The organism is Microcoleus sp. Pol12B5, assembly GCF_036701335.1.
GTDB lineage: Bacteria > Cyanobacteriota > Cyanobacteriia > Cyanobacteriales > Microcoleaceae > Microcoleus.
This window is the reverse complement of the sequence record NZ_JAUBQQ010000021.1, coordinates 66,983-78,342: the sequence shown is the minus strand read 5'-3', so window position 1 is coordinate 78,342 and position 11,360 is coordinate 66,983. Positions and strand designations below refer to the sequence as shown.

At 46.4% G+C, this 11,360-nt stretch carries 9 protein-coding genes; 3 read left to right on the top strand and 6 right to left on the bottom strand.

What is annotated here, in order from left to right; all coding sequences use genetic code 11:
- Positions 1-574 precede the first annotated feature (574 nt).
- A complete protein-coding gene (locus QUA24_RS12795) occupies positions 575-2,509 on the bottom strand; it encodes a serine/threonine-protein kinase (protein WP_333230110.1) in 1,935 nt (644 codons plus the stop codon).
- Between the two features lie 501 nt (positions 2,510-3,010).
- On the opposite strand from QUA24_RS12795, the gene QUA24_RS12790 reads away from it, so the two are divergent.
- Together QUA24_RS12790 and QUA24_RS12785 are read left to right on the top strand one after the other, a co-directional pair.
- On the top strand, positions 3,011-3,493 hold the full coding sequence (locus QUA24_RS12790; RefSeq protein ID WP_006635922.1) for a 2Fe-2S iron-sulfur cluster-binding protein: 483 nt from the start codon (positions 3,011-3,013) through the stop codon (positions 3,491-3,493).
- A 38-nt stretch (positions 3,494-3,531) separates the two neighbouring features.
- Entirely contained in the window at positions 3,532-4,002 is a 471-nt protein-coding gene (locus QUA24_RS12785) for a phycobilisome protein (protein ID WP_333230108.1), read from the top strand.
- 17 nt (positions 4,003-4,019) lie between these two features.
- On the opposite strand, the gene QUA24_RS12780 is transcribed toward QUA24_RS12785, so the two are convergent.
- The 5 genes from QUA24_RS12780 to QUA24_RS12760 form a co-directional block, all read right to left on the bottom strand.
- Entirely contained in the window at positions 4,020-5,186 is a 1,167-nt protein-coding gene (locus QUA24_RS12780; RefSeq protein WP_333230106.1) for a pentapeptide repeat-containing protein, read from the bottom strand.
- Positions 5,187-5,428: 242 nt separating this feature from the next.
- Complete coding sequence (locus QUA24_RS12775; protein WP_333211708.1) at positions 5,429-6,091, bottom strand: V4R domain-containing protein; 663 nt, start codon at positions 6,089-6,091, stop codon at positions 5,429-5,431.
- A 43-nt stretch (positions 6,092-6,134) separates the two neighbouring features.
- Positions 6,135-6,602, bottom strand: coding sequence for a phycobilisome protein (locus QUA24_RS12770; protein ID WP_333230103.1), 468 nt, complete (start codon positions 6,600-6,602; stop codon positions 6,135-6,137).
- Between the two features lie 170 nt (positions 6,603-6,772).
- A complete protein-coding gene (locus QUA24_RS12765; RefSeq protein ID WP_333042386.1) occupies positions 6,773-7,039 on the bottom strand; it encodes a hypothetical protein in 267 nt (88 codons plus the stop codon).
- 93 nt (positions 7,040-7,132) lie between these two features.
- The gene (locus tag QUA24_RS12760; RefSeq protein ID WP_333079508.1) at positions 7,133-7,834 is read right to left on the bottom strand and encodes a V4R domain-containing protein; all 702 of its coding nucleotides are present in this window, start codon (positions 7,832-7,834) and stop codon (positions 7,133-7,135) included.
- A gap of 281 nt (positions 7,835-8,115) precedes the next feature.
- On the opposite strand from QUA24_RS12760, the gene QUA24_RS12755 reads away from it, so the two are divergent.
- Entirely contained in the window at positions 8,116-9,951 is a 1,836-nt protein-coding gene (locus QUA24_RS12755; protein ID WP_333230101.1) for a caspase family protein, read from the top strand.
- Positions 9,952-11,360: the final 1,409 nt, after the last annotated feature.

The window sequence follows — 11,360 nt, the reverse complement described above, 5'->3', positions numbered from 1 at the left end:
GTAAAGGTTTCGGCATTTACGGCCTACTCCGGTATCCCTGGCTGACTCCTCTTTTAACTATGGGGTCTTTTTTTGGGCCAAAAGCCGTATTTTGGCTGGACTATTTCCCGCGCATGGGTAGAAGAACTCCGTGGTTCAACATGATGAGGCTTACTTGGAGTATAGGTAGGGCAAAGTTAGAGTGTAAGCTGTGAGGGGCGTTGCTGATTTACGGTATGAAACGCTAAATATGACCGTCATAGAAACCAGTATCCACAAAGCTTTGGGATTTTAAAGTTATTTTTTTCATACCCTGATTCAGCAACGCCCTGTGAGGCTGCATCATGGGCTTAGGATGACAGAAGCAGGCTGGTGCATGAGTGATATATGTTAAGTGGTGTCTGCATTTCTGGGACTTTACTGAGGGACGTTTGGGTCTCAGATTGAGCCGATCGCCCTTAACAATTCCTCTGATTCAAAATCCAGAAGTTGACACGACACGGTACTCTCACCCTGATCAAATTCCCAGGAATCGATCGCCCGCAAATACACTCTCCTGAATTACACCCCGAAACTCCTTTAGTTACGCCAGTTATCAGCCTTTGATGAGCGAGCGCGAGTTGGTCTCCTCAACATCTAAATCTAAAAAGTGCAAGTGACTCTCTTCCTCAGTATTGACAGCAATCACCAAACCTTTATTCCCCCACGGAGCGATCGCCCGGGGTGAGGCAGGACCGCTAAAATTCCCTACTTGAATCCCTTGACTGTTTAACACTTCTATCTGCCCCCCAAAATCGGCCAACACCCATCCCCAATTAGCCACACAAGCAGACACGGGGAAAGTTTCAAGGGGAACTCGCGCTACCTTGAGCGGCCACAATTTCATCAACAGCACCGCCGCTTTACCACCTTGGGGAATTCCCAGCAAAGTATAAGGCTCAGGTGTTAATAGGATCTGTCCGACACTGGCAGACAACCGCACAGAACCCACCGGCGTGCCGCGGCGAGTGTAAACTCTAAAAATAGTTTGGGGATTTTTTGGTTCGTTGTCCGGCCAAACTGCTAAGACATGTCGCCGATCCAAAAAAATTAATTCTGGCAAATAGTGTTCTGGTAACGGCACAGTAGCGATCAGCTTCAGGGTTTTTTCCCGATCGCCCACAGTGCTGTTTCCCGCTAAAGAATAAAAACGCAGTTCGCCAGGAACCGCTACTGTCAACCAGTTACCGTGAGAGTCAATAGCAGCTTTTAAAGCATCTGGGCCTTGCCTAAAACCCATATCCAGCAGGCACTGAGGTTCCCAAGAGTGATCGTTGAGCCAGTAAAGTTTTTGGGGAGTGAGAACGCAGCAGCCATCGGAAACAGGTAAAATGCCCCGCACGATTTCCGGCATTAATGAAATAGAAGTAGACATTTCTCCTGTAACTAGCTGTTTTCCCGGCTGAGACCAAACTTTCACCTCTGTACCTACAGCAGCATAGAGATACGTTTCAGTGGCAATTAAAGCGGTCAGCGGTGCAGGAAGTATCAGTGGCTTTGGCTGCGAAAGCGAATAGCGCACAGTCCGAAGTAAATTAATAGCCGACTGTGATGCTTTTTCCTCTTCCACCTCCACTAAAGACTCAGTTTCCGACTTCAGACTTTTATCACCACTTGTGGGGTTTTCCCAGGGAATAATGCAGTCGCCCAATTGTCTGACAGCGGGGTCGTACATGATCAGTCGCAGAGCTTGGGCCATTTGGGAAGCACTGGCAAAACGGCGGGCTGGCAGCTTTTCTAAAGATTTTTTAACTATTGCTTGCAAAGGTTCGGGGATGGCGTCGGGAAATTGCAAGCGTTGATTCAGGTGCGCCCACCTCAAGTCTCCGGGGGTTCCCCCGAAAGGGCGGTAGCCCATTAGCAATTCAAACAGCAGAATGCCTACTGCATATATATCTGACATCGGGGAAAAAAGACCGTAAAACCGCTCAGGGGCCATGTAAGCGGGGGAACCTACGGTAGCGTCGGGAGAAAGTTCTTGGTGGAGGCGAGTGGTACCAATTTCTGGCAGCCGACGCGCGATGCCAAAGTCGGACAGTCGGGGCGACCAACCTTTTGCCCCTAAAGTGAGGAGGATATTTTCGGGTTTGATGTCGCAGTGAACTACGCCTCGCCGGTGGGCGTAGTCTAAGCCTGCTAAAACTTCCATGACTAGCTGCAAACCTTCAAGCAGACGCAAGGGGCGCTCTTGTTTGAGCAGGTTGCGGAGGGTTCCTCCCTCGCAGTAGTCCATAACCAAGTACCTCCCTGTAGCTGTGTGTTCTAGAGCTCGGCAGGTAACAATGTTCGGGTGCTGCAAGGTGATCAGAAACCACAGCTCTCGCAAGAATTCGCTAGTTGGGGCTTTTTGATGACTAAGTTCTTTGAGAGCAACCAGTTGGCTGGTGAGGCGGGAGTCCTGGGCGGGAGCTTCTCGAACGCTGGCACAAAAGACTCGACCAAATTGTCCTTGTCCGACTAGCCCTAAAATACGGTACTTAGAATGTTGCATCGGTCTAATTATAGAAAAAGCTTGAGCTAGTATTAAAATATGTAAATAATTCTGACAAAAATTCAAATTTTTGAATCCCTCGCCAGGTACAGCCTATGTTATCTCAGGTTCATTCTCAGCCTCTTTGAGAGCGATCGCACAGTCGCACCTACTAAAATCCTGGAGCTTCGGAATCACTATCAATCTTGCCGGATTCGGGTACCAGATCCGGAACTACCTGTGGCTGCTATTTTAGTCGATCGCGACTATGACAGTTTTTTCAATGCCATGCAGAAAGTCTCTAAGGTTTTAGCTTTTCAAGGCTAATCTGGGGAATCGGGGCGAGGGAACAGCGATATGACCAAAACAGAAGTGCGGTTATGTCATAGGGGTTAGAGAGCCAGAAGCCGATGCTGTCGTCAAGGCATCTTAACCTTTTTGAGTATTAGCCAAATTTTTTGCGCTTTGAATAAGTTGATAGTAACTTGCTAAATACTGAAGTTGACAGGAGCAAACATCAATATGGTTAAAATTATTAAACTAGATCCAATTGCGGAGGAAATAGCAGTCGAAACCCGATCGAATATCCTGTCTGCCTTACTTTCCAAAGACTTAGACGTTCTCAAGGAATGCGGGGGGCGGGGAATGTGCGCTACCTGCCATGTTTACATTAAAGAAGGCATGGAAGGCTTGTCGGACATGAACCGCCGCGAGAGAAGGACGTTGGAAGTCATTACTACGGCTAAAGCCAATTCGCGACTTGCTTGTCAGGCTCAAATTATGGGTGAGGGTGTGGTTGTACAGTTGCCTGCAGGGATGTACATTAATGCGATTGAAAATGTCGAAGCTTTGATCGGCCGCCGGGCCCAGCAAGATTTATTACACCCAATTACGGGTCAAGTAGTTGTAGAATCAGGAAAGTTAATTACTCGTTCTATCGTTACACAGCTTAATGAAACCCGCTTTCAAGTAGGACAATATTTAGTTCGGACTAAAGAAGCTTAAAACTGATATGTTTGTATTTTAGTAGTAGAGAAAAATCTATGTTGAGCCAACTTGCGCGTTTGAGCATGGAAGCAGACGGACGCTACGCCAGTGCAGAAGAACTCCAATTTTTGAAAGATTACTTTCAGTCTTTGAATCACCGGATGAGTGCTTATAAAAAAATTCAAGCCTCTGAAACAGAAATTATGCGGCAAGTGGAAGCACAAATGCTCTCTCTAGACCCTGGTTTATTTCGGCGGGGGGCTAACGATATGACTGAAAAGTGCCGTGGAGATATTGTGCGGGTGTTGAGGCATTCGGCGGCAGCACTGTTGATTAATGATACGGAACGATTGCGCGATCGGCTACTACTTTGGTTGCAAACTATTTTAGGCGCTGTTCAAGTTAGAAATAGTGCGAGCGTGACCTACGAAGTGATGAAAAAGGTCCTCAAACAATATCTCACGGTGGAAGAAAGGAACCTATTTTTTCCGATTCTGGACATCAACCGCACTTTACTCGGCAAATAATCAAGGGGGTTGACAAGTTAACGCCGATAAACTGTGCCGTTAGGAAGAGTGGCTCCAATCAACTTCGCTCCCGTCAAATCCGCCTCAGTGAGAATGGCTCCCCGGAGGTTGGCTCCTGTCAAGTCAGCTTTCTGCAAGTTGGCTTTACTCAGGTTAGCTTTGGTCAAGTTAATTTCATGCAGGCAAGAATTAGAAAGGTCGGCATTGATCAGGTAGGCTAGACTCAAGTTGGCTTTGCTGAGGTTTGCCCCGCTCAAATTAGCTTCCATCAGATAAGCACCGCTCAAGTTGGCTTCGTTCAACAATGCCTCTGCCATATTAATTCCAGTTAAAAGTTTGCGGCTCAAGTCTACACCGCCCAGATCGGCCCCGCTGAGGTTAATACCGCTTAAGTGGCTGCCATTCAAAGTAATGTTTCTCAGATAGGTTTTGCTGAGGTCTGCTTTGCACAAATTGGCTCTATCCAAGCAAGCTTCGCTAAGGTCTGATCCAATCAAGCAGGCGCCGTTTAAATAGGCTTGAGTGAGGTTAGCTCGCCTGAGATTAGCTTTCAACAGGTTGGCTTTACTGAGGTTAGCACGGGTTAAGTTGGCTCCGGCTAGGTTGGCTTTGGATAATTCGGCTCCGGTGAGCTGTGCTTCGGTCAAGTCTGCCTCTTTCAGACTCGCTAGACTTAAGTAAGCATCTTTGAAGTTTGCCCCGTTGAGATTGGCTTTAATCAGATAGGCTTTACTGAGATTAGCCTCGGTGAGAACGGCTTTGGTGAGGTTAGCGGCGCTCATATCAGCACCTATGAGATTAGCATTGGGAAGATTTGCTCCGGTCAGGTTTGCCCAATTCAGATGAGAGCCGGCTAGGTTGGCGCCGGTGAGATTGGCACCGATGAGATTGGCGCCGCTTAGACTGGCTGCCATGAGGTTGGCGCCGGTGAGATTGGCTCCGCTGAGGTCAGCTTTGCTGAGATTGGCTCGGCTCAGATGGGCTTTGGTGAGGTCCGCCCCGCTGAGGTTCGCACCGATTAAGTAGGGTCGTTGCTGGTGTTGGTTGAGGTTTGCCAAAATTAGAGTTGGGGCATCGCTGGAACGGTATAAATCAATCGGACTCAACACAATGCCGCGCAGATTTGCCAGTCTAAAATCTCTTTCGCCGGCTGCATATCGAGTTAGAAGTTCATTGGCGTCCATTAAGTTCTAGCAAAATGTTTGAGGTTTTGATGGCTTTTAAATTTTATGAGTTTCTAGAGTAAGTTATGAAGTTTCTAGCTGCTAGTTCTCATCAGGTTTTATTTGAATTGCTAAAACCTTATTTTTTAACTCACGAGCTTTTTTATAATTTAACTCACAGTTTTGATGATACGGTCGATAATATGGCTGCCCAAAAATCGATTTGACAGCTATTAGCAACAAACTAATAGCTGTCAAATAAGTCAGTTTTTTTGAAAAAGTTGACTGAGAATAGCTTCATGGTCTTTTCCTTCTTCGACCATAGAATCTGCTGGTTGGAGGCGCTCGCGCAGCCCTAAAATAAAGCGGTTGCAGTCCGAACCCAATGATTCGCAGGATGTTTGCAGACAGTGAAGTTCTCGACCCGTAAGCTGACTAAAGAACGCACTTAAAATACCTGCTTCTAAAAAACAGGCTGGTCGCTTAGACTTGGGAGCTGTTTTAGCAAAAAGAGAGTTAGCAATTTTTACTATTAAAAATCCCTGTTCGGAATAGCTGGGGTCAAATTCAAATGTTCCCCATCCATGAGTTTTCCAACACTGCTGTAAGGACTGAAGAAATTCTACCATTTCCATTTCAGAAACTGGCTGACCGTAGTATTCGCTAACTTCTTCGCAAAAACGCACGTAGAAGTTTTTACCCCACCAGCGACCGCAGTTGAAAAGCACGAGGCGAGAGGCTTGACCTGTTTCTTGTTCTAAGCCGATATAAATGGCTTGAATCAGTGTTTCTGGGAGTGCTAAAAGCCGATCGCCCCGGCGGTTTTCGAGGAGACCGAGTTCGAGGTCGCCTCGGACGTAGGCATCGCTGGCAAAGTAGTTTCCCGGTAGTCGGGGCTGTTTGAGTAAGTCGGCAATATTAATCATCGGGAATTGGGAATTGGGAATTGGGAATTGGGAAAAAAGCTGATTATTTATTACCTTGGTCAATAATTGACTGCGCTTGGTCTAAAAATGGTTGCAATATAGTCCGGGCTTGCTCGGAAAGCAATTCTTTTAAACGAATTTGCAGCAGATTGCAAACAGTTGCTTCGATCTTTTGAGTTTGGTGGGCTGCGACTATGCCGGAAAGCCAGTCTACAAGGCGCTGTTCGAGAAAATTTTGATCGTTTAGCAGCATAGCCATAGCGCAGTACCGCAAGACTAACACCCAATGTTTGAGTGATCGTTCTAAGGTTTCTTGTTTTTCGTCGGGGAATGTTTCTTGTAGTTTGTTGGTTACTGGTTGGAAGATGCTTGCTTCCTTCTCTCGCAAAAATTCGTAAATTTTTAAGCGCTGAACAAGGGTTACAGCTTGACGCTTAAAAGCCATGAGTTCTTCGCCTTTTAAAAAGCGGTTTTCTGCCTGATCTAGCAGCGCCTCAATCTCAGGGTGCATGATTTTAATTAAGTGGTAATCGGTAATTGATAAAAGGAAGGAAGTTCGGCAACGAGCTATGTACGGGATTTAACGGGTTTAACTAATGGATTTTGAGGGATGAGGAAAGATGGGTGAGGGAAGATGGATGCGGGATTGCCCTATTTTTTATTTTCCATTTGGCACACAGATTAAAACAGGTCAAATAGGTCATCAATGGTGACTTCTGCTTGTTCAGAAATAGAAATTACTGGCAAGGGTGGCGGTAGGGGTAGGGCTCCTACTTCCGGAATTCCTTCCCAAGAAATAGCTTGAAAAAAGTCTGCTACGGGCTGGGTTAAACTCAGAAGTTGACCGGGGGTCGAGCCATTTGGGGTTTCTAAAGATTTTCCCAGCCAATTATAGTGACCAAAGAATTCTTGGACAGATTGGTCCAACCATGAAGTTTGACTTTTCATCTTTCTTCCTGCCTGGAGAAATCCACCATCGCACTTTCATCGCGAAATTGGTGGGAGGAAAGGCAGGGCAGGGGATGTGCCTTTCCAAGTTGTTTACCGCAATATTTCACCGTGTTGCAGTCGATTTTGAATATCGCGGGCGTTGGCACCTTCGTTGAGCCAGAATGCTGCTGCATCAATTTTATCTGGGTTGCCCAGCAGGAACTTGCAATAGGTTTCTCCCATTGAGTAACATTGAAGTTCTATGCAGCTCAGAGGCTTTTTGACTAAAGAGCCGAAGAAACCGGCGAACAAACCGGCGTATAGGTGACAAACCGGTTTGCCTACGTCGCCCAATGTGCGAGCAACTGCTGAGTCAAAGAGGTTGATGAAGATGCAGCCGTGTTTGCGATCGCTCATGTCCACTTCCCAGCGACCCCAACCTTGAGCCGTGAAAGGCCACCACCAAGTTTCTAGCAGAAACATGAGATTTGACTGGCGAATGTTCTGGCTGTATTCGGCACTAAACCATTTTTGAAAAAATTCGGAATCTTGGAGTCCCCACTGGCAACCAATAGTATACATGATGACAGAGGACGCGGGGCCGACTTCTTCTTCGAGTCCCTCCACCAAACCGATAATGAAGTCCTCGCTGGTAAAAATGTTGCGCGACTCATTCCAGTCGTCAATGGTACCCATCTGGCGATCGAAGGCAAAAAAATCCTGAAACCTATAGTGGCTATGAGTTTTAGGATGCTTTTGCTTCAGTAGCGATTCGCTGTGGGTGGAGATTTCTTTTTTAGCGGTAGAGACCATTGGCGGGTTATTCCTTTTTGGTGTAGTTTGGTGAAATTAAATTCAAATAGAAGGGCCTGTGTATCCAATTTAACTTTATTTTTCTAAAGGCAGGCAGAGGATATAAATTTTTACTGCAATATAAAAATTAAAAATTCTAGGATGCTAAATTGGGGGGCTTGTTGGGAGTTCTGCCTGCGGTCAACTGCTCTCTGAGTGCTGACGAAAGTGGGTATAACCTTAAACGGGTATGTGTTATCGTTTTGTGCAAGCTGTCCACTATATATATAGGGCATATGGGGATGAAAAATCACGCTTGTATTGCAATAGGCATCAATCAATATCAGTTACTCCAGCCTTTGAGTTATGCCCAAGAGGATGCAGAGGCGCTGTACGGTTTTTTGACTGAGGAGGCGGGTTTTGCGCCGGATGGATGTCTGCTGATGACCGATAGCTCGCCGTCGCTGTGGGGTCAATCTACCTATCCAAATCGGGAAAATATTCTGAGATTGACCCAAAGCCTGTGCGCGGAACATGTGCAACAGGGAGATTTACTCTGGTGTTTTTTTAGTGGCTACGGTGTCAGCTATGAAGGTAAGGATTATTTGATGCCGGTTGACGGCAATCCGGCTGACATTCAGGGTACAGGGATTCCGGTAGAGTTGCTGTTGAATACTCTGAAAAACGCTCCTACGGAAACGGTATTGGTGCTGGTTGATATGAACCGCAGCCAGATTGTGAAAGCGGGGGAAACGATCGGCTCTCAAACGGTCGAGCTGGCGCGGGAACTGGAAATCCCGACGGTGCTTTCTTGCCGCCCTAATCAAGTTTCGCGGGAAACTTCGGCTTTGCGTCAGGGGTTTTTTACGACGGCGCTTTTGGAGGGGCTACGCTCGGGACAGTGCATGACTATTAAGGGTTTAGACCGTTTTTTGAGCGATCGACTGCCGGAGCTGTGTGACCACCATTTGCGTCCGAAACAAGAACCTTTGATGGTGGTGAATCCTCCAGGAAAGGCTAATTTGGTGATTTTGCCCGATGCTTCAGGGGTACCAACTGCTGCGTTGGCAGGACGCAACGGCAATATGGCGGTTGGTACGGCTGATGGGTTCGATCGCCCGCAAATGGCGATGGCTACGGCTCGAATGGATGTGCCTCCGGCAGTTCGCAACGCTCAGGATTCGTCGGTTGAGATGCCACCTGTGTCGCCACCAAATGCTGTGGGCCCGGCTGATGGGGGGGGCGATCGACCGAACTTGCAAAAGCCGGAGGATGAGCATAAGGGGGGGTCGGATAAGTCATTTTTGCAGCAGCTAGTTTTATGGAGTTCAGCTACGGCTTTGGTGCTGCTGTTGGGTGTTTTTGTGACGAACAAATCAATTTTTACTGGTCAGCAGGAAGGAGATCCTCGATCGCCTGCTAAAAATGCCGAAAACTCTGGATCTCAAAAATTTACTGGTACTGGGGGATCGCAGAACCAACCGCGGGCGGTGCAAGCGGGGACTAGAACCAAGGAGCCACCATCCAGCCAGCAGGTGTGGGCTGAGGCGAAAACTTTCCTCAAAGATGGTTCGGCTTCTAGTTTTAATAGAGCGGTGGTTAAGGCTCGAACGATTCCGGCTAGCGATCCGCTCTACCCGCAGGCTCAGCAGGATATTGAGCGCTGGAGTTTGACAATTTTGGATATAGCTAACGGGCGGGCTGCTCGGGGCGATTTCCAGGGGGCAATCGGCGCGGCTAAATTGATGCCGGATGTCAATCAGCCTGTTTACAATCAGTCGAAACAGGCGATCGCTCAGTGGGAGGAGCTATCCAAAGACCAGGATGTAAATATTGCTTTGCTATCGGCTGCTAAGCGTCAAATTAAGCGGGGGGTTGCCTCTTCTTACAGTAAAGGCATCCAGCAAGCTAATAAAATTGAACCCGGTCAGCCGAAGTATGCAGAAGCTCAACAGTTAATTGGAGAGTGGAGCGAAAGCATTCTCAAAATTGCTCAGTTGCGCGGCTCTCAAGGAAAGCTGAAGGAGGCAGTTGAAGCTGCTTCGCTGGTGCCGTCGGGTACTAAGAGTTATCAGCCGGCTCAGAAGGAGATCGCCAATTGGAAAACTAAGCTCCAACGCCAGCAGAAAAAAGGTTGATTTAGTTGATAATTTCTCGGTTTCCCACCGGGAAATTATTTTAGCGACTGGCCGAAGTAGGTCGATAGATCGCTCGATACCTTTTGATACTGCCAAGAGAGATCTACACATCGATAATTTAAAACCAATAATTTTATTCACCATTTCCCCTCCGCAGCTTCTGCGCGAGGGGATTTCATATGCTGCCTAGTAGGTTAGTTTTTGTAGAGTAAAAGATATCGTATGAGCTGTTAATGGGGGGTTGCATAATAGCGTGATGATTTTAAGTTTTTTTGCGATCAACCCATGAACCCGAAGGCGTGTATTTTCAGAGCAGGCGAGACGCCTAACCCTACTCCCCACAAGGTCTCAAATTGTGAAACCCGGTTAATTAATATTTTAAATTCACGTCCAAAGTTCCCTAAATCGGCATCTGCACCGTCATAAATTAGTTGTTATTAACCATAAGCATTGGTGTTAAAATATTTACTAATAATTATGAATAAAATCTAAATAAGTTAGCTTTCAATTAACTAAAACAGTTAATTTTTGAATTATATTCGGTATGTTTATTACCTGAGTTTATAGTTTATTTTAACTTAAATAATCAGCAAATTTGGCTATATCGAATTGCTATCTCAGGCAAGTGGCTAAGGCAAAATCGTTTTCAACAATTGGGTATGCAGAGTTAATTTTTTTATCCTTCTTCGTGGGCTATTAGGAGCGATAGACGGATGGAAGACTGTTGAAACTTGTACTGTTTTTAAATTATGAACAGTGACATATCTGTTATGAAGTATACAAAATGAGCCGTTACTGGCAATTCTGGCAGAGGAGCGATCGCCCCCAATGAATTCAGGAAACAGATTCACCGCCACAGAGTACAAATTATCTGGATTCGCAAGCTGCGAGTCTTCGTTAGCCCGGAGATGACAAAGCTGCCTTAATTAACACAAATAAGGGCGGTACACGAAAATCCAAAAAATATTTTCTTGAGAAACAAGAATAAAAACTTGCTCGCTTATTGTAGCCGCGGTAACAACACGTATGCCTGAAGTTATAGTCCACAGCCAAGTCTACGGGATGATCTAATTCAATAGGGTGATGTGGCAGTGTGGGGGTGTTAAGAGGGGCGATCGAAGAGGAATGTTCCCGGAGCGATCGCTTCCCAATCGGGGAGTCTAAAACCTAGGAAGGCAATGAGTTGGAGACAATGCTGAACTTTTTGAGTTCAGGAAAGTAGCGTTAGCACTAAACTCTGCCGTATTGTGGAAATCGAGCCAAATTTGTAACAGTTCTTAACTATAAATAATTCTGCCAAAACTGCTAGCATAGTGACACTTTTGCTAGCAAAAACAGATAAAGTAAATAAAGTTGGCTAGCTCTAGACCCCGCGATCCCCAGGATGGGGATGTTGAATCAATTTGATT